This is a genomic window from Candidatus Villigracilis affinis, from assembly GCF_016705895.1.
Taxonomy (GTDB): Bacteria; Chloroflexota; Anaerolineae; order Anaerolineales; family Villigracilaceae; genus Villigracilis; species Villigracilis affinis.
In genome coordinates, this window is sequence record NZ_JADJKT010000029.1 from 85,100 (window position 1) to 102,371 (window position 17,272).

Consider the following 17,272-nt stretch of genomic DNA (forward strand, 5'->3'; position numbering starts at 1 on the left):
AATCCGCGCTTTTTATATTAACGAGCCAAAGGGTTACAGAAATTGTAAAAGCAGCAATGCCAGCATCCCTGCAAGGATGGTGAGCAGGGTGTTCTTCGTGTACCAGGCCACCAGGATGGCGACGATGCCTGCGAGCAGGCGTATGTTACCAAATGAAAAGTCGATCTGATTGGCTTTATACAACAACTCGGGGAAAATGATCGCGGAGAGAACTGCAGGCGGGACGTAATGCAATGCCTTGCGCATCGTTTCTGGGATCTCGAATCTGCCGAACAAAAAGATGAGGGAAAATCTCATTCCGAACGTGATCAAACCACCGATGACCATGACCAACCAGATGTTCATTGCGCCCCCTTTGCGGCTTGTCTGCTTTCGAGTACCGTTCCAATGGCAATGCCTGTCAGCGCGGCGAGGATGAGTCCAAGTTTAAATGGCAGGCTGTAGGCAAGCAGGGCCATGGCCCCGGCGGATAGTGCCGCAGCGACCATCGGACGATTTTTCAAGGCGGGGACGACCATCGCGATGAAGGTCAACGGCAGTGCGAAATCCAGGGACCATGATTCAGGGATGGATGTGCCGAGGAATATTCCGATCGCTGTGCTGACCTGCCAGGTAGACCAAAGCGAAAGCCCTGCGCCAAACAGGAACCAATGGCTTGAGGCATTGACCCCTTCGGCTTCATATTTGAGCACACTAGGTGCGTAGGCTTCATCTGTCAGCAGGTAGGAAAGCAGGGCCTTCCATTTGAGCGAAAGGTTTTTCAGATATGGCGCAAGCGATGCACTGTATAGCATGTGACGCAGATTCACCACCGCAATGGTCACAATGATGACCATGCCGGGCGCGGCATCATGCACCAACTGGGCGGTGACGAATTGCGACGAACCCGCAAACACGATGGCTGACATCATTTGCGATGTCAGCGTGGATAACCCTGCATTGAGCGCCAATGCGCCGTAGATCATGCCGAAGGGGAAAACGCCGATCAATAACGGGAACTCGGCACGCACGCCTTCCCAAAACGCCTTTCTTGCTTCACTCATACACTCTCCATGATATTTTTCGCGGCGCGCTGACCGCTTTCCACTGCGCCTTCCATAAAGCCCTGATAGATCGTTGCGTGTTCGCCTGCGAAGAACAGACGGCCCGCAGGGGCGGATAATGTCTTCCAATGTGCGGTTACTTCACCGGGGGCAAGCGCCATGTACGAGCAGCGGGTGAACGGTTCGTTCATCCATGCGACGGTGGCGGTGTTTTCGATCAAGTCTGATGAACCGGGGAATATTTTTTCGATGACGGCAACGGCGGTTTTCGTACGTTCTTCGTCTGAAAGCGCGGATAACTTTACGCCTGGTTCGCCGCCGGTATAAGCAGTGAGGATGCCTCGTTCGCCTTCCAGATGACTGGTCGCATCCCATGTCTGAACGATGGCCTGGTCGGTGGACAAGCGGCCGTTCCAACCCGTATCATGCCAGAAGCGTTTGCGGTATTCGATCATCACCTTGGTGACGGCTCCGTAGGAAATTTCATTCACCATGCTTTGATGCGCCTGTGGCAGGGAGCCGTTGAAATCGATCAGGCGCGCCGTGGTGAGCGGAATGGCTAGAATGGCAAAATCTGAATTGATGGTGTGAACCATATCACCCTGCTTGTAGGCCACGATCACTTTTTGCGGCTGGATGTTGATGGACATTACAGCCGCATTCATGCGCACATCGGGCAGCAGGGATGCGATCGCGCGCGGAATTTGGTCATTGCCGCCCACGATGCGATAGGTGGGGTTGAGAATATTTGCGGAACTGTAGTACATGGCGGCATTTCGCGCCAGATCGAGCATGGAAAAATTTTCAGGCTCACAGGTATATTCAGAGCGGATATGGTCTGCGAAGGCCCTGCGTGCCAGTGGGTGTGCGGTTTGCGCGTTGATCCAATCGGCGGCGGAGCGTTTATCCAACTCTCCTGCATTCGGCGCGGATTCGGGATGGGCGGGGTCGGGCATTTGTTTTGCCAGTTCCGCGAGTGCGGCCCACATTTTGTCATATTCGCTTCCCAGGTCAAAGCCCCACACAGCGATGTCGTTCGATGGACCTGCCTTGCCTTCATACGCGCCCCAATCGCCAGTTTGTCCCTGCCAACTGCCCACCTCACCCAGCGATAATCCAAACTCTTTTGCGAAAGCCAGCATGCGCGTGTGATTCTTGTCAATGTACTCACCGCCGCCTTCGGCGATCAATCCGTTGGAAAAGGTGCGTACGGTATGCACCCGCCCGCCGACGCGGTCACGTGCTTCAAGCACGGTGACCTGCCAGCCTGCGCGATGCAGGTCAAGCGCAGCGGAAAGACCAGCCATGCCCGCGCCAATGATGGTTACGGTTTTGTCTGTGGTTGTCATGATTGTTCCCTTTGAGTTGATATGGGGCAATATAAAAAAATAGCCGTGTAATTTGTGGAAAAGAATTCAGTTTCAGAGTGATGGTCACGAATGAAATTGATCTGACCAAACGCTCATCCCTGATTGAAATGGATTGAAAAAAATTAAACGCTGGATTTCAAAATGCGGCACGCTTCTTCCAACGGGCGGAGCTGGTACTTTCCCAAACTGGCAGGGACCAGCGCCGTTTGAAATTTTTCGAGGGTCACCGTTTCGGTTGCAGAGACAAGCTCGGCGCGGCCTTCGATCACCGTCAGCGCGTGGAATGTTTCGTTTTGGGTATCCAGCTCAACGGTCCGCGTGGATGCGGAAATTAATTCGAGCGTGAAGTATTCGCATTGGGTGAGGATGTGCCGTGTCCCATCGCCAAAGGTTGGTGATGGAAGGATCGGCGCGGCGAGGTCGTGACGGGTGACCGCGATGGATTTATCAATGTGCAGGCGGCGCGTTTCGGTTTGCGGACGTCCCCAATCGTAGACGCGGTACGTCCAATCGGAGGTTTGCTGAACTTCGTAAATGAGCAGGCCCGGACCGAGCGCGTGGAGCGTGCCCGCGGGCATGAAAACCGTATCGCCCTGTTTTACGCTGGCATATTGCGAATATTCGGTGATCGTGCCGTTGCGGATGGCCTCCGCAATTTCAGCCGCACTTGCCCCGGGTTTGATTCCCGCGATCAGCTTTGCTTCGGGTTGGGCTTCGAGCACATGCCAGGCTTCGGTCTTTCCAAATTGCCCGGGGCCTTCGAGTTGAACGGCTTGTTCGTCGTTGGGGTGAACCTGCACCGAAAGCCATTGCGCGCAATCGAGCAATTTGACCAACAGCGGAAAGCGTGTGCCTGTACTTTTTAGGACTTTTTCGCCGAGCAATGCCGCGCCAAATTCATTTGCGGTTTCGCTCAATGTTTTGCCAGCCAATGCGCCTGCTTCGATGCGGTCATTTTCATACACCACCCATGCTTCGGCAGTGGGGTTGTGTCCGGGTCGCAGTTTCTCTCCACCCCAGATGTAATCGCGATATTCGGGTGTTAGTTTTAGAAAAGAGGGGAGAGTCATGGAGCGAATACCTTTTAAATCAGTGGTTGGCTGATTATACTAATGTTTATTCTTTACCAAACTTGTTGACGGGTAAAATTTGCGGTGATACAATGCAACCCGCCAAGCAAGCCCCCATCGTCTAGTGGCCCAGGACGAAGCCCTCTCAAGGCTTAAACCGGGATTCGAATTCCCGTGGGGGCACAATTCTGACAGTCACCTACAATTGCAGGTGACTGTCTTTTTTTGGAGCAACCATGAAATCATCGTCCCAACTTTCGCGCGGATATGTCATCGCGCTCACGGCTACGGTCATTTGGTCTACCACGGGGATCATCATCAGTTACCTGAGCAAGACCTATTCCCTGCCGTCATTGGTGTTGGCTTTCTGGCGTGACTTGTTCGTTTCTTTCGGCATGGCGGTCGGATTGCTGGTGTTCAGCCGTCCGCTCTTTCAACTTGATCGCAAGCATTGGGGATTCATGGTCTGGTATGGATTGACCCTCGCGATCTTCAACTCGATGTGGACCTTCTCGGTTCAATACAACGGGGCGGCTGTTGCCACCGTAATGGCATTTTCCTCCCCGGCAATGACCGCCATCCTGAGCCGCATTGTGTTGAAAGAGCAGTTCAGCCGCATCAAGATATTTTCCATTCTGCTGAGCCTGGCGGGCATCATTTTTGTTTCGGGCGCGTATGATCCCTCGGCGTGGAATCTCAACCCGCTGGGGATCATCTTCGGTCTGCTCTCGGGTCTGCTGTTTGCAATTTACAACCTCGAAGGCAAACACGCTTCAGACACCCACATCGATTCATGGACGGCCCTGCTCTACAGTTTCGCATGGGCGACCGTCTTTTTATTCTTCTTCAATTTGGGAAATGACCTGTTCCTGACTGGAAAAGGCGCGTTTGCCGATCTGCTCTGGCTCGGGGATTCGGTCAGCGGGTGGGGATTGTTGTTCTTCCTCGGCGTGGCCCCCACACTCGGCGGATTTGGGCTTTACACCTTGAGCATCCGCTATCTTTCCCCGACCACTTCCAATTTGATCGCCACCCTCGAACCCGCCTTCACTGCCATTTGGGCATACTTCCTTCTGAATGAAGTGCTGACGGGTACGCAACTCTTCGGTGGTCTATTGGTTTTGATGGGCGTGGTCTTGTTGCGGTTTGGGGAGAAATAAATTAAGACCCTAAAGGTTTTCTAGCTCGATTAAGACTTGGCAAGACAAAAATGATTTGCTGGCTAAGGTCCTGTTTTCGAGGAAAACCTTTAGGGTCTCTGTCTATAAATTACGGCGTTGACGTACTCGGCACGATCCATGTGTAGGTTGGGATGGGTGTGCGGGTGGGAGTCATTGTTGGTGTGGGGGTATCGGTGGGTAAAAAGATGGAATCGCCCTGCCAGGGGAGGAAGGATGCGAATTGCTTCACGTCATATGTCCCTTTCACATCGCGGCGTTGTAAATTGAACAGATTGGTCAAGCCTTGATCGTGGGTGTAGCCCAACCCCATGCCGCCGATATAACCAGCGAAGTGGGCATAGTCAATCACGCTGCTGTTGCTGACGCCGAATGGATAGGCGATGGTGACGACGGGCACGCCGAGTCTGGATTCCAAAATGGCGCGTGAATCCACCACTTCAAAACGCTGACGTTCGGGTTCAAGCGAGGTCAAATCGGAGTGGCTGATGCTATGGCTGCCGATCTCCCAACCTGCGGCTGCCATTTCCTTGATCTGCTCCACGGTCAGGTAATCTTCGGCATCGAGATAATTGGCAACGAGATACAGCACGCCCGTGAATCCATATTTCTGCATGATGGGGAAGGCGTTGGTGTAATTGTTCATGTGACCGTCATCGAAGGTGATGATGACGGGGCGCGGGGGTAATTCGGCGCCTTCACGGATGGCTTTGATAAGCATCTCGGTGGTGATGGTGGTGTAGCCCCAGTCGTACAGCAATTTCATTTCTGCATCGAAGACTTCTGGCTTTACATAGTAGGGACTGTCGTAATTTGTATCTTCGTAGGGGGAAACTGCGATCCAATGATAGAGCAGGATGGGTACTTCCACACTATCGGGGCCTTGATGCACCCAGGTGGGTGTGGGGCTGGGCGAAGCCGTAAATGTTGGGGTGATGGTAAATGTTGTTGTCGCTGTAGCAGTTTCGGTTGGGGGAAGAGGCGTGAAAGTCATGGTCGGTGTTGATGTTGGTTCGGCGAATACTCCAGTTCCGCATCCAGACAATAAAATAGACATCCCCAAAAACAAGGCATATATTTTTTTCATTCGATTCCTATTGATTGAGTTCCCAGATGATTCGTAATCCGTCGAGTGTGAGCCACGGCGCAATGTGATCCACGACCTGTGTTTCCTTGGCGATGACTTCTGCCATGCCGCCCGTGGCGATGACTTTCATATCGCTTCCCAGTTCGGACCTGAATCTGGATACCATGCCCTCGACCATGCTCACATACCCGAACAGTAACCCCGATTGCATGGCATGGACAGTGTTGCGCCCGATGACGGACGGCGGGCGCTGCAAGTCAATGCGTGGAAGTTTGGCGGCATGCGTGAATAGCGCTTCGGCGGCCAGGTTGACGCCAGCAGTGATCGCGCCACCGAGATATTGACCATCTTTGGTGATTGCGTTGAAGGTGGTGGCGGTGCCAAAATCCACCACGCAAGCGGGGCCGCCGTAAAATTTCATCACGGCCACGGCGTCGCAAATGCGATCTGCACCGACAGCTTTGGGGTCTTCATAGCGGACCTTGATGCCAGTCTTCACACCTGCATCCACGATGAGCGGTTCCTGTTTGAGATATTCGCGGCAGGCTTGAATGACACGCCCCGTGAGCGGCGGCACGACTGAAGCCAGTGAAATGCCGTGAATGTCTTTCAATGTTTTTCCCGCATTTTGCAGCAGACCTAAAAATTGCAAGCCGTATTCATCGGGCATGCGGCTGTGGTCGGTGGCAAGACGCCAGTGCGCGCCGAGTTGGTCGCCTTCATAAAGGCCAAGGGTGAGGTTTGTGTTTCCAACGTCAATGGTGAGGAGCATGGGATACCTGTTACCACAAAGGGTCACAAAGGTACACAAAGGGAATTTCGTTTTCCTTTGTGACCCTTCGTCTCCTTTGTGGTTTAAAAGGGTGTTGGTGATGAGTTATTCCGCAAAAATCATTTCCGGAGTCTGACTCGCGGCGAGGGTGACGAACAAAATGGTGGGATACACGTGGATGAAAAGGCGGTCAATGGAGGAACTGAGATGCCAATCCAGTTCGTAGGGCGAGATCAAGTAAAAGGCATAATACCCGATAATCTGCAGGGTGAATATGGCAAAGCCGATGAAGACCGCCTGCGGATTTTCCTTTGCACGCGAATGAAAGACCAGAAAGTAAACGCACAAAATCGGCAGGATGCCGACGCGATACCAGCCGTTGCTGAAAAGGAAGATGTTTTTGAAATAGGCGAGGATGATTCCGTGGCGGGCTGGGTCGGCGATGTCTTGCAGGATCTTGGTCAAGCCGCCGCTGAGGAATTCGCTGGCAGGAGCGAGGGCGACTTTGAAATACAGCGCAACACACAACGGGAGGACTGATCCTGCTACGAAATAAAGAATCCCACGAAACGAGCGCAGACGCAATTCGTTAATTGCAACGACCGCACCAGCGATGAGCAAAAACAACAACCCTTCATTTTTCGTCCATGCGGCGAGGGCGGCGGTGAAGCCTGCAAAGACAAGCAGGGAAAATCTCTTTTCTTCGTAGATGGAAAAAGATAAACACGACTGTAGCGAGGAAGAAAAATGCCAGCGGAAGGTCTGCGGTTTGGCGGCCACCCTCATAAAGGTAGAACGGGACTCCGCCGAGCAGAATCAGCCCAAGGCTGGCCTGACCCGTGGATTTGAATTTTCCAAGCGCGCCGAAGACCAATCCCAGCGCGGCGAAGGCGAATAGCACGCTTTGGAACATCGGCACGTAGGGCGTTTCCTTGTTTAGGATATCCCAACGGGCGGCGACGTTGGACGCGAGCAGCAGGGGATAGTCCGCGTGGAAGATGACGCTCATTTCCTGCGGAAAGGATTCCTGCCAGTTTGCCTGGTCACGGTAAAGAAAACGCGCGGCGCGGTTGTAGATCATCCATGCATCCCAATCGCCTTGTGCGCGCTGACGCGAGTAGTTGAGGATGCCGAGGGCGGTTGTGAGGAAGACAATGCCTGCAAGGATGAGCACCCAGGTTTGCAAAGAGTTTATTTGTTTTTTCTCTGTGTCTCTGTGTCTCCATGGTTTCAGTTTTTGCCATGTAAAAAACAGGATGATTCCAGCCATAAAAATTTCAACAAACAAAAACCAGCGGCTCCCCGCAAAGAGAAACAGATAAACAAAGTACAGCAGGGAGGAAAGCCCCAGCCCGATTCCCGTTCCCAAAGATAATTTCAGCGCCCAATCGAAGAAATTGTTTTTCTCCGCCCACAAGGCATGGACGAGCAAAATCCCCGTCAACACGGGCAGGCTGAAAGAAAGCAGACTGAGCAACAGGTTCATGGAGACCCCTTGTGGGCCAGATAGAATTTCCCGCCGAATTTGATGACTTCATAATCAGTCCCTTTTTCCGCGCTCCATTTTTCGTACGCTTGCGGCGTAAGGCTGAGGATATTCCATTCCTGTTGGTCTGACCCCTGAATCAAAACAATGGGCGCGATGGCGAACTGCGTGAGGGTGAATTCGCCCACGAGGTTCTGCCTGTCGTAGGCAATATCGGGAATGTCAATGTCTGAGATGTAGCCCACGAATCCGCGCTTGAAAGGGAGGGCCTCAGTTACAGCCGAAACGCGCTCATCCCAATTCGAAACTGCATTGTCAGGGCTGGCCATGTTGATGGTGGAGATGAATCCCTGAACCCCCGTTTTTATGCCCAGCAAAACGAGGATCACCAGAATTGTTTTTTGAAGAATCTTTTTCCACATAAAAGATGTGCCTGAAAAATAGTGATTTGGATTGTTCTAAAACCTGAAAAATCTCTGCCGCAAATTACGCGGATTTTTACGAATTTATAAAAATTCGCGGCAAAATGTTCGAATTCTTTAGCGAATCTTTTCGATGATCTCCGCGACCATGTCGTAGCGATGGAATTGCGGCATGATGTAAATGCCTTTCGCCCAACCCTTGATCTGCTCGATCAATTCGACAGCCAACTCCACCCCGACCTTGACTCCGCGCTCGGCGTCGCCTGCGGATTCGATCTTCTTCCGCGCTTCTTCGGGGATGAAAATGCCTGGCACTTCGTTGTGCAGGAAATTGGCATGCTTCGCGCTGACCAGCGGCAGAATCCCCGCCAGAATAGGCTGCTGTAATTTGCCATGTTTGGCTTCGTACGCCTGAATCAACTTCGGCCCGTCATCGGCGCGGTAAATCGGCTGGGTGAGGAAGAAATCCGCGCCTGCTTTTACCTTGCGGTGCAAATTCTTGATCTCGTTATCCACATCCTGCGGGCACAGGTTCAGCGCTGCACCCACGAAGAAATTCGTCGGCTGGCCGATGCTGGTGCCGGAGTGATCCACGCCCATGTTGAATCCCTGCTTGATGAGTTTGATCAGGCCCGAGGGGACGAGATCGTAGTTGTCTGTCGCTTCGGGGTAATCCCCGATGGAGGTTGGGTCGCCCATTACGACGAAGACATTTCGCAACCCAATCGCATGAGAGGCGAGCAAATCACCTTGCACGCGCAGCAGGTTGCGTCCGCGGGTGGGGAAGTGCAGGGTCGTCTCCACGCCGATTTGGCGCTGGACGAGGTCGCACACGGCCCATGCCGACATGCGCATGCGTGCCATCGGTGAATCGGCCACGTTGATCACATCTGCGCCTGCATCGTAAAGCAGGGATGCGCCAGCCAGCAATTTGTGGGTCGAGAGTCCGCGCGGGGGATCCATTTCAACGCAGATCGAAAATTTTCCAGCGGAAAGTTTTTGCGCCAATTCGGTCGGCTGATCGGCGGGTTCTTCTGTGATCTCATCTTCATCCACGATCGTCACGGAATCCATGACGAAGGCGGGGGCGGTTTCAAAGGCCTTCTTCATCGCGAAGATGTGTTGCGGAGTCGTGCCGCAGCACCCGCCGACGATGTTTGCACCCGCCTCACGGAAGGCCAGCGCGTAATCGCCAAAGTAATCGGCATCGGCGGGGTACATAATTCTTCCGCCGACCTGCTCGGGCCAGCCTGCATTCGGCTTCACCCAGAACTTGCCATCAGGCACGGCATGTTTCATTTGCTTGAGAATCCGCAGCAGTTGCGAAGGTCCGCCTGAACAATTCACGCCGATCACATCTGCGCCTGCCTCTTTCACTTTGCGCGCCACCTTCATCGGATCATCGCCGAGCACGGTAAGGTCATCACGGGTGAAGGTCACCGAAGCCACAACAGGCAGGTCACAGGTTTGTTTTGCGGCTTTGATGGCTTCCTGAATTTCATATAGGTCGCTCATCGTTTCGATCGCGATCAAGTCTGCGCCTGCTTCGGCCAGCGCCTTTACCTGCTCGGCGAATGCGGCGCGCGCCTCTTCGGGCTTCACACGCCCATACGGCGCGATGCGTACCCCAAGCGGACCAATGTCTCCAGCGATCAAGATGTCCTTGAATGATGCGGCGATGATCTTTTTGGCAAGCTCCACACCTGCGCGGTTGATCGCAGTCACCTCACTGGCGAGTCCATGCTTGCCGAGCTTGAATCGATTTGCGCCGAAGGTGTTCGTGATAATAAGCTGCGCACCCGCTTCGATATATTCGCGGTGAATATCGGCCACGGCGGCGGGCTTGGTGAGATTTAACTCGTCGAAGCATTTGTCAAAGTTAACGCCGCGTGTGTGCAGCATGGTGCCCATGGCGCCATCGGCGAGTAAAGTGTTTTGTGAAATTGATTCTAGGAAGTTCATGGTTTCTCTTTCGATTGTTTGTAACGCGAATCATATCGCGTTACGGTTTTTTGATGACAGTCAGCACGGCATTTCCGCGCACGATCCTGTGGATGATCTCAGCATCTGGATACGATCTTTGATCCATATTGTTGCGGACCAGCGCGATGACGAAATCATAATGGTCTGCCCGCTCAATCTCATGATCCGAAAACAATTTCAGATCTTCGCGTGCATAAAGCTCGAACAAATGAGACGGGCCTTCGATCCACACCACTGCATTGGCGGGGGCGATACTGTTCACGTATTCCGCCGCCTCGCGATACGAAGCGCCCCAGTAATCCAATTCAAAGCGGCCCTGCGCACCGTCCACGCCGCCGATGAAACGGTTGTAATAAATATACTCGTACGGGTGCAATCGAATCCCATCCACAATGCCAGGCAGGATAATGATGGCGATCAGCGCAAATTGCAAAACAGGCCGCTTGATCTTTTCGATTGCAACGCCCGCCATCCAAAAGATCGGCGGAAGGATGAAAAGGACCTGTCTAAAATTATCATACAAAGCTGAACGCAGGATGATGAACCCAGCAACAGGGAGGATGAACCATAGGACAGTCAACTCGATGAGGTTCCGCTTCTCTCTTAAGCTGAAACCTGCCACAACAACCCCAAACAGAGTCAGCACCCAGACAGGTTCGGTCAGTTGAATACCGAACAGCATGGGCAGGTACGTGTAAGGCAGGGATGTGGAGGTGTATTCACTGCCATTGAAGAGGACATGTCCCGTCCACGGGTAGAGGGACATGGTCTTGAGGCTGTCTATGAAATTGCCAAGCGGGTCGGGCCAGAGATAGGGCCAGGTGAGATACATGGTGATGACCGCGACGATGGCGTAGGCCGTGAGTGCGGGAAGCGCCTGTCTGCCTTTGGTCCGCAACGCGTAGTAGGCGACGATGAGCCCAGCAAATGGGCCGAGGATGCGCAGGGACGAGGTGAAGCCTAGAATCAATGCGGGAATGATGAATGATGAATGACGAATGATTCGTGTGGAAAATAGAAAGTAGAAAGAGGAAAGTAGAAAGAAGGCGGCGCGGGCGCGAAGGAAGAGGATGAAATATTTTTGGATGTAGATCTCGGGCGCGGCGGTTTGAATGTCTGATGCGGCGAGGGAGATGATATTCGTTTCACCAGCCTGCGCGGCGTGGACCATGTTGACGATGGCGGAGTGAAATGTGTCGGTGAGGAGAAAGAGCGAGAAAACAGAAACAAGCCACAGCGCGGCGAGAAGCGCGGCTTTTCGATCCGTATTTTGAATCGGTTGTGGTTCTTTGTCGAAGAGTTTGAATCCAAAATGAATTGAAAGAAGAAAGAAGGAAAGGAAAGGCGTGTCTTTGGGGTTGAAGAAGGCGTGCCCCCATAGAAGCGGTTGGGTGAGGTAAAGCAGGGTTGCGCCGAGCGCGGCGGGTTGCGAGAGCCAGCGCAGGCTTAACATGTAAAATGCCCAAACGCCTGCAAGGAATGTGGCGAAGTAAAGCAGGTGACGGATGTCGGGATTGTCTTGCGAGATCAGCGCGACGGCCATCACGTAGGAAGGCCCGTAACTTCCGAGGTCTTTGGTTGTGATCTGCGCTTCGCCGCGCGTGAACCAGGTGCCGTATGCTTCGAGCGATTTGGCGGCGTATTTGCGGAGCGAGAGGTCATCCCAGCTATCGCCGTAATCGCCCAATGTGAGAATGCCAATGAGCAGGCTTACGGCAAGGATGATGGAAATGGGGAGATGTTTCTTCATGAAGGTTAGATTGGCAATCTTTCAAACCATGCATTGGCCGCGCCGAAGAAATGCGACTCTTCGCGTTTGCTTGAAACAAGCCCCATCAATACGAGGACGATAATGGGCGCGATGAGTCGGCCAAACGACCAGGGGAAGAAGTCGAAGGACGGCAGGATGAATTCAAGAAAATAGGCGAAGCCGAACCAGGTCCATGCGGCGGGGGAGGAGATGCACTTGAGCAGCAGCAGAAATGACAGGGTTGTGAAGATGCCGTGGTGGTCCCACACGATGGGAGAGGTGAGAGTCATGACGATGAACAGGGATGGGATGGCGTTGAGCAAAATCGGGCTGGCGGCTTTTTCATCTACAAAAGCATGGCCGCGGACATTTTGCGCCATTACGTAAAGAGTCGCAATGCCAAGCAAACCTTTGATTGCCATCGTGATGAGGCGGGTGGTTTCGATCCCGATCCCGAGGAACGGGTTGAAAAAGCGGAAGAAAGAATCGAATGAAGTGTCGTGGAAGTTCGTGTCTGTGATGCGGGTGAGAATGCCGATGTTGGTGAGGTAATCGAAGTATGGGCCGACGCCTTCAAGCGCCACAGGGATGAGCGCGATGACGATGAAGGTCAAGGCGAACCATGCGATCCATTTCCAATTGCGTTCGAGCAAAAAGGCCAGTACCAATGCGGCGGGGGATGTTTTTAGATGAACAGCAAGCGCCAGCATCAGCGCCGAGGCAAAGTCGTTTTTGCGGAAGAGCAGCATGCCCGCCATCACCAGAACCAGCGTGATCAGGTTTACCTGCACATAGCCGAGGCTTCTGTGCAGAGGCGTGTTGACCAGCATGAACAGGACGGTGACGGTCACGGCGAAACGGTTGGAGTAACCATAGCGTTCAAGGACGCGTACGAGCAATATGTAGAATAGTCCCAGCATGATGATGTTGACCGTCCACAAAATCGCCAGCATACCCTGGTCACCGAGCGGGACGATGTATTGCAGAATGGTGGCCCAAAGCGGGAGGTAAAGATAGGTGTCTGGAAGAGGTTGGTTGTTCATCAGAGCTGTGGCAGCTTCGAGATAATACTGATAGTCGCCGTAGCGGAAACGCTCGCGCAGGATGTTCAAATAAAGCAGAATGACGATGAAAAATCCCGCCACAAAAAATACATTGCCCGCGTTGACCTTGTCATTTGCCAGCATGTAGAGGATTGCACCCGCACAGAACCAGGTGTAGACGGTCGCTTCCAAGGTCACCACCAGGTTGGAAAGGGGCCATTGCTGGATAAAGAGATTAAGACCTTCCGTCCCATTTCTGAGATAAATGGCGATCACGCTGGCGATGACCAGCAGAGTAATTCCAATCCATAGCTTGAATGCAGTTTGCAGGGAATGTTTCATTGTGTATTCCAGTTTATTTACTGGATGTAAGTTTATCATGCAGATTTATAAAAAGGATGCATGGAAACAGGCACACAGACTCTATGTCAGAGCCTGTGTGCCTGTTTAGACTTTACTTCATTAGTTGTTCAACGCGACTTTCACCGACACTGTAGTACTTTGCATCCTTGTGGTGGACAATGATCGCGGCAGTGGATTGTTCGGGGACGAGTTGACCCGAAGTGGCGAGACTCATGCCTAGCTCAGTCTCTGCGCCAGGCAATAGTTGGAAGACCTTGAAGTGATCTTCCAATTCGGGGATGGCGGGATAGCCCCATGAATAACGCTTGCCCTGATCTTCGCTCAGACCTAACTCGCGGCGGATGTGTTCGTGCAGGTAGTTCGCTGTCGCTTCGGCAGTTTGGACGGCGAGGCCGTGGGTGAAGTAGGCTTCGGTGTAGTCATTGGCAGCTTGCATCTTCTCAAATTTTTCGGTGGCTTCGAGACCAACGGTAACGACTTGCAAAGCAACCACATCCATTTGACCTGACTCAACGGTGGCATAGTAATCTGAAAGCGCGAGATGATCATCATAGGGCTGGCGCGGGAAGTGGAAGCGCATGATCTCTTTTTTATTCTCAGCAGTTTCGTAGATGATCAGGTCATCACCATCGGCCTGACAGGGGAAGTAACCATACACGGCCTGCGGTTTGAGCCAGCCATCTTTGAGGGCTTCCTTGGTCATCTTGGCGAGGCGGGCATCGAAGTCTTTCTTCATCTTGTCCCATTCCGCGCCGTGGGTGTTCTTCGCACCCCAGGAGAGACGATACAACTCATTGATGTTGAGATGTTTGAGAACCATTTCCAACGGCATGTCTTTGACGATGCGTTGACCCAACTTGGCGGGCAATGGGATCGGTGCAGGGACAATGTTCGAGCGTGTGCCTTCGGTCTTGCGATGTTCGGGAGTCTGCGAAGCGCGGTTCATTTCCATGTCCGCATCTTTGCGGAGTTGTTCGAGCATGGCTGGTTTGCGCTTGGGGTCGATCAACGAGTCCATTGTGTCGAGGCCTTCGAAGGCATCCTTACAATAGAAGACACCAGGCTCGTAGGCGTTGCCATCCTCCGCAAAGAGGATGCGGCGGCCAAAGCGGCGATTGATGGCCGCGCCGCCGATGAGGATCGGGATCTTATGTCCGCGGCGGTGCATTTCGTTGACGATGAGCGGCATCTGCTTGGAGGTGGATACCAGCAAGGCAGACAGGCCGATCGCGGTGGCGTTTTCTTCCACGGCTCTTGTGATGATCGTTTCTGCGGGGACTTGCTTGCCAAGGTCAACCACGGTGTAGCCGTTGTTGGCGAGAATGGTCTTGACGAGGTTCTTACCAATGTCATGCACATCACCATAGACTGTGGCAATGACAACGGTTCCCTTGGTGACGCCTTCCACTTTTTCGAGATAATTCTCAAGATGAGAAACGGTCTTTTTCATCGTTTCAGCTGATTGCAGCACGAAGGGCAGGATCAATTCACCCGCGCCGAATTTGTCCCCCACTTCTTTCATGGCGGGGAGGAGCACGGTGTTAAGGGTGTGGACAGCGACTTCATGGCGAGCAGAACGCCCGCCAGTTGGTTCGCGGTTGATGATCTCATCAATATCTGCTTCGACACCTTCCTTGACGCGATGCAAAATTTTCCAGTGCAAACGTTGTTCAGGGGTCATGCCTGCTGTGGGATCAGCAACAACGGACTCGGTTGAAACGGTGACGGTTTCAAAATGCTCGATGAAACGTTGCAAAGCATCTTCACGGCGATTGAAAATTAAATCTTCGCACAGATTACGTTCTTCGGTGCCGATCTCGGCGTAAGGCATGACATGCGCGGCGTTGACGATGGCCATGTCCAAGCCAGCTTGTACGCAGTAATAGAGCATGACGGAATTCAGAGGAGGACGGGCTTGTGGGGCAAGACCAAAGGACAAATTGCTCACACCGAGCGAGGTCATCACGCCAGGTAAATTCTGTTTGATGAGACGAATGCCTTCGATGGTCTCTTTTGCGGAATCAACAAATTCAACATCACCAGTAGCGAGGGTGAAGGTGAGATCATCGAAGACCAAATCTTCGGGTTTGAGACCGTGGTCGTTGACGGCGATGTCGTAAATGCGCTGCGCCACTTCGAGTTTGCGCTGTGCGGTCTTTGCCATGCCATTCTCGTCAATGGTGAGACAGATAACAGCGGCGTTGTATTTCTTGGCGAGGCCGAAAATCTTATCGGCTTTTTCGCGGCCAGATTCAAGATGCGTGGAGTTAATCAAACAACGTCCAGGCGCAGTTTGCAATGCGATCTCAAGCACATCCACTTCGGTGGTGTCGATCACGAGCGGAACATCCACACCCATTTGCAATTTCTTGATGACCTTGCGCATCTGCTCGCCTTCGTCAGCGCGTTCGGTGACAGCCACGGAAATATCCAGGGCGTGCGCGCCGCCAGCGACCTGTTCGCGGGCGATATCAAGAATGCCATCGTAGTCTTCTTCGAGCAGGAGACGTTTGAACTTGCGCGAGCCTTGCGCGTTGCAACGCTCACCAAGCAAGGTGGGGGCGGGTTCCTGTCGCATGGAAATTGCTGACATGGCAGAGGCAAGCTGAGGCGTAGAGTGAAGCGGTCGCTTGGGATGTGGATGAGCATCCAGTTTTTGAATCAGCAGCTTAAGATGTTCAGGCGTCGTGCCGCAGCATCCACCTACGACTGAAATGTTGTGCTTGGTCACGAATTCATACAAGTCATTCGCAAATGGTTCAGGCTCAAGCGGATACACGGCTTGACCATCCACGTTCAATGGAAGGCCCGCATTTGGAATGCACGAAACGGGCAGCGTGGAATTTTCGCCGAGGAAGCGAATGGGCTCGCGCATGTGTTCGGGGCCAGTGGAACAATTGAGGCCGATGACATCGATGCCCATGCCTTCGAGGATGGTGAGGGATGCGTTGATATCGGTGCCGAGCAACATGCGGCCCGTCGTATCAAGCGTGACCTGAGCCTGGATCGGCAAATAAACATTCGTTTCGCTGAAAGCTTTGTGAATGCCCGTGATGGCGGCTTTGACTTCGAGAATGTCCTGCGAAGTTTCGATCAGCAGAACATCCACACCGCCTTGAATGAGCGCGACAGCCTGCTCGCGGAAAATATCGATCAGTTCATCGTATTTGACATTGGAAAGTTCGGGATCATTCGTAGAGGGAAGTTTGCCTGTGGGACCCATTGAACCAGCGACGAAACGCGGCTGACCTGTCTTGGCGGCATATTCATCCGCAAGTTTGCGCGCGAGATTTGCGGCAGCAATGTTGATCTCGAGGATGCGGTCTTGTAATTTGTACTCCGCCATCGTCAAGCGGTTCGAGCGGAAGGTGTCTGTTTCGAGCACGTCCACGCCGACTTCGAGGAAGGAGCGATGGACTTTTTCCACGGCTTCAGGATACGAGATGACGAGATAGTCGTTGCATCCGTTGTATTGTTCGCCGCCAAAATGTTCGGCGGTGAGGTTTTGCAATTGCAGGCTCGTTCCCATCGCGCCATCGAAGACGAGGACTTTCTTTTCGAGGGCGTCAAGGTAACGGCGGTTTGTGTATTTGCGATTGGTCATTAAATCTCCTAAATAATGCTTGTTTTCAATTACAAACGTATTTCATTTAAAGCGTTCATGACTTTGTTCCAATATCTTCTGCCTAACTGATAGTAGAGAAG

At 52.9% G+C, this 17,272-nt stretch carries 13 protein-coding genes and 1 tRNA gene; 2 read left to right on the forward strand and 12 right to left on the reverse strand.

All coding sequences use genetic code 11. The annotated features are described in order from the left end of the window. Positions 1 to 33: 33 nt before the first annotated feature. From IPI86_RS13945 to IPI86_RS13960, 4 genes are all read right to left on the reverse strand, one after another. Entirely contained in the window at positions 34 to 345 is a 312-nt protein-coding gene (locus IPI86_RS13945) for an AzlD domain-containing protein (RefSeq protein WP_345298619.1), read from the reverse strand. Beyond that, positions 342 to 1,043 (reverse strand): AzlC family ABC transporter permease, encoded by a 702-nt coding sequence (locus IPI86_RS13950; protein ID WP_345298620.1) that lies wholly within the window; start codon positions 1,041 to 1,043, stop codon positions 342 to 344. Before IPI86_RS13950 ends, IPI86_RS13945 begins: the two co-directional genes overlap by 4 nt. Then, a complete protein-coding gene (locus tag IPI86_RS13955) occupies positions 1,040 to 2,392 on the reverse strand; it encodes an FAD-dependent oxidoreductase (protein ID WP_345298621.1) in 1,353 nt (450 codons plus the stop codon). Before IPI86_RS13955 ends, IPI86_RS13950 begins: the two co-directional genes overlap by 4 nt. Positions 2,393 to 2,535: 143 nt before the next feature. Continuing rightward, on the reverse strand, positions 2,536 to 3,483 hold the full coding sequence (locus IPI86_RS13960; RefSeq protein ID WP_345298622.1) for a type I phosphomannose isomerase catalytic subunit: 948 nt from the start codon (positions 3,481 to 3,483) through the stop codon (positions 2,536 to 2,538). A 110-nt stretch (positions 3,484 to 3,593) separates the two neighbouring features. Here IPI86_RS13960 and IPI86_RS13965 point away from each other — a divergent pair. Continuing rightward, positions 3,594 to 3,666 (forward strand) — tRNA-Glu (locus IPI86_RS13965). 53 nt (positions 3,667 to 3,719) lie between these two features. Then, entirely contained in the window at positions 3,720 to 4,643 is a 924-nt protein-coding gene (locus IPI86_RS13970; protein ID WP_345298623.1) for a DMT family transporter, read from the forward strand. A 109-nt stretch (positions 4,644 to 4,752) separates the two neighbouring features. On the opposite strand, the gene IPI86_RS13975 is transcribed toward IPI86_RS13970, so the two are convergent. The 8 genes from IPI86_RS13975 to metH form a co-directional block, all read right to left on the reverse strand. Then, positions 4,753 to 5,748 (reverse strand): polysaccharide deacetylase family protein, encoded by a 996-nt coding sequence (locus IPI86_RS13975; RefSeq protein ID WP_345298624.1) that lies wholly within the window; start codon positions 5,746 to 5,748, stop codon positions 4,753 to 4,755. Between the two features lie 7 nt (positions 5,749 to 5,755). Beyond that, positions 5,756 to 6,520: a type III pantothenate kinase gene (locus IPI86_RS13980; protein ID WP_345298625.1), complete on the reverse strand. Its 765-nt coding sequence runs from the start codon at positions 6,518 to 6,520 to the stop codon at positions 5,756 to 5,758. 634 nt (positions 6,521 to 7,154) lie between these two features. Then, positions 7,155 to 8,006, reverse strand: coding sequence for a hypothetical protein (locus IPI86_RS13985; RefSeq protein ID WP_345298626.1), 852 nt, complete (start codon positions 8,004 to 8,006; stop codon positions 7,155 to 7,157). Next, complete coding sequence (locus IPI86_RS13990) at positions 8,003 to 8,428, reverse strand: hypothetical protein (protein ID WP_345298627.1); 426 nt, start codon at positions 8,426 to 8,428, stop codon at positions 8,003 to 8,005. Before IPI86_RS13990 ends, IPI86_RS13985 begins: the two co-directional genes overlap by 4 nt. A gap of 117 nt (positions 8,429 to 8,545) precedes the next feature. Continuing rightward, the gene (locus IPI86_RS13995) at positions 8,546 to 10,390 is read right to left on the reverse strand and encodes a bifunctional homocysteine S-methyltransferase/methylenetetrahydrofolate reductase (protein WP_345298628.1); all 1,845 of its coding nucleotides are present in this window, start codon (positions 10,388 to 10,390) and stop codon (positions 8,546 to 8,548) included. 40 nt (positions 10,391 to 10,430) lie between these two features. After that, the gene (locus tag IPI86_RS14000) at positions 10,431 to 12,161 is read right to left on the reverse strand and encodes a hypothetical protein (protein ID WP_345298629.1); all 1,731 of its coding nucleotides are present in this window, start codon (positions 12,159 to 12,161) and stop codon (positions 10,431 to 10,433) included. A gap of 5 nt (positions 12,162 to 12,166) precedes the next feature. Beyond that, positions 12,167 to 13,546 carry a glycosyltransferase family 87 protein gene (locus IPI86_RS14005; protein WP_345298630.1) on the reverse strand — a complete coding sequence of 460 codons (1,380 nt, stop codon included), beginning with the start codon at positions 13,544 to 13,546 and terminating at the stop codon, positions 12,167 to 12,169. Between the two features lie 112 nt (positions 13,547 to 13,658). Next, the gene (gene metH / locus IPI86_RS14010) at positions 13,659 to 17,171 is read right to left on the reverse strand and encodes a methionine synthase (RefSeq protein WP_345298631.1); all 3,513 of its coding nucleotides are present in this window, start codon (positions 17,169 to 17,171) and stop codon (positions 13,659 to 13,661) included. Between the last annotated feature and the right edge of the window lie 101 nt (positions 17,172 to 17,272).

Bases quoted from the DNA above. Each gene is read 5' to 3' on its own strand.
- metH (WP_345298631.1), bottom strand. From the start codon at position 17,171: ATGACCAATCGCAAATACACAAACCGCCGTTACCTTGACGCCCTCGAA.
- IPI86_RS13950 (WP_345298620.1), bottom strand. From the start codon at position 1,043: ATGAGTGAAGCAAGAAAGGCGTTTTGGGAAGGCGTGCGTGCCGAGTTC.
- IPI86_RS13960 (WP_345298622.1), bottom strand. From the start codon at position 3,483: ATGACTCTCCCCTCTTTTCTAAAACTAACACCCGAATATCGCGATTAC.
- IPI86_RS13995 (WP_345298628.1), bottom strand. From the start codon at position 10,390: ATGAACTTCCTAGAATCAATTTCACAAAACACTTTACTCGCCGATGGC.
- IPI86_RS13975 (WP_345298624.1), bottom strand. From the start codon at position 5,748: ATGAAAAAAATATATGCCTTGTTTTTGGGGATGTCTATTTTATTGTCT.
- IPI86_RS13980 (WP_345298625.1), bottom strand. From the start codon at position 6,520: ATGCTCCTCACCATTGACGTTGGAAACACAAACCTCACCCTTGGCCTT.
- IPI86_RS14005 (WP_345298630.1), bottom strand. From the start codon at position 13,546: ATGAAACATTCCCTGCAAACTGCATTCAAGCTATGGATTGGAATTACT.
- IPI86_RS13970 (WP_345298623.1), top strand. From the start codon at position 3,720: ATGAAATCATCGTCCCAACTTTCGCGCGGATATGTCATCGCGCTCACG.
- IPI86_RS13945 (WP_345298619.1), bottom strand. From the start codon at position 345: ATGAACATCTGGTTGGTCATGGTCATCGGTGGTTTGATCACGTTCGGA.
- IPI86_RS13985 (WP_345298626.1), bottom strand. From the start codon at position 8,006: ATGAACCTGTTGCTCAGTCTGCTTTCTTTCAGCCTGCCCGTGTTGACG.
- IPI86_RS13955 (WP_345298621.1), bottom strand. From the start codon at position 2,392: ATGACAACCACAGACAAAACCGTAACCATCATTGGCGCGGGCATGGCT.
- IPI86_RS14000 (WP_345298629.1), bottom strand. From the start codon at position 12,161: ATGAAGAAACATCTCCCCATTTCCATCATCCTTGCCGTAAGCCTGCTC.
- IPI86_RS13990 (WP_345298627.1), bottom strand. From the start codon at position 8,428: ATGTGGAAAAAGATTCTTCAAAAAACAATTCTGGTGATCCTCGTTTTG.